Raw genomic sequence first — 454 nt, forward strand, 5'->3', positions numbered from 1 at the left:
AAGGAGGACGCCGCCGAAGGTGGGGTTGACGATTGGGGTGAAGTCGTAACAAGGTAGCCGTATCGGAAGGTGCGGCTGGATCACCTCCTTTCTATGGAGTCAGCGAACCTATGGTTCGGATAAAGAGTGTGGCAGACACTCGAAGAAAAACTGCAAGTAAGTCTTAACGTTATACTGAATTTACCGAACATTGTTTAATTTTGAGGATCCCGAAAGGGAATCTTCAAAAGAGAAAAAAGTCTCGAAGGACGTGGGGGTGTAGCTCAGCTGGGAGAGCACCTGCCTTGCAAGCAGGGGGTCAGGAGTTCGATCCTCCTCATCTCCACCACGGGTAGAGATGGCAAGAACGCCGGAAAGACTAACGAAATGGGCTCATAGCTCAGGTGGTTAGAGCGCACGCCTGATAAGCGTGAGGTCGGTGGTTCGAGTCCACTTGAGCCCACCAGTCAGAGAG

Annotated in this window: 2 tRNA genes and 1 rRNA gene; all 3 read left to right on the forward strand. The window is 51.8% G+C overall.

Annotated features, from left to right (window positions below):
* Window positions 1-91, forward strand: a 16S ribosomal RNA gene (locus H6A12_RS13115); the annotation flags it as partial.
* 161 nt (window positions 92-252) lie between these two features.
* Window positions 253-328: transfer RNA gene (locus H6A12_RS13120), tRNA-Ala, on the forward strand.
* 40 nt (window positions 329-368) lie between these two features.
* Window positions 369-445, forward strand: a tRNA-Ile gene (locus H6A12_RS13125).
* Window positions 446-454: the final 9 nt, after the last annotated feature.

Origin of the sequence: Merdimmobilis hominis, assembly GCF_016901855.1 — a bacterium.
GTDB lineage: Bacteria > Bacillota > Clostridia > Oscillospirales > Ruminococcaceae > Paludihabitans.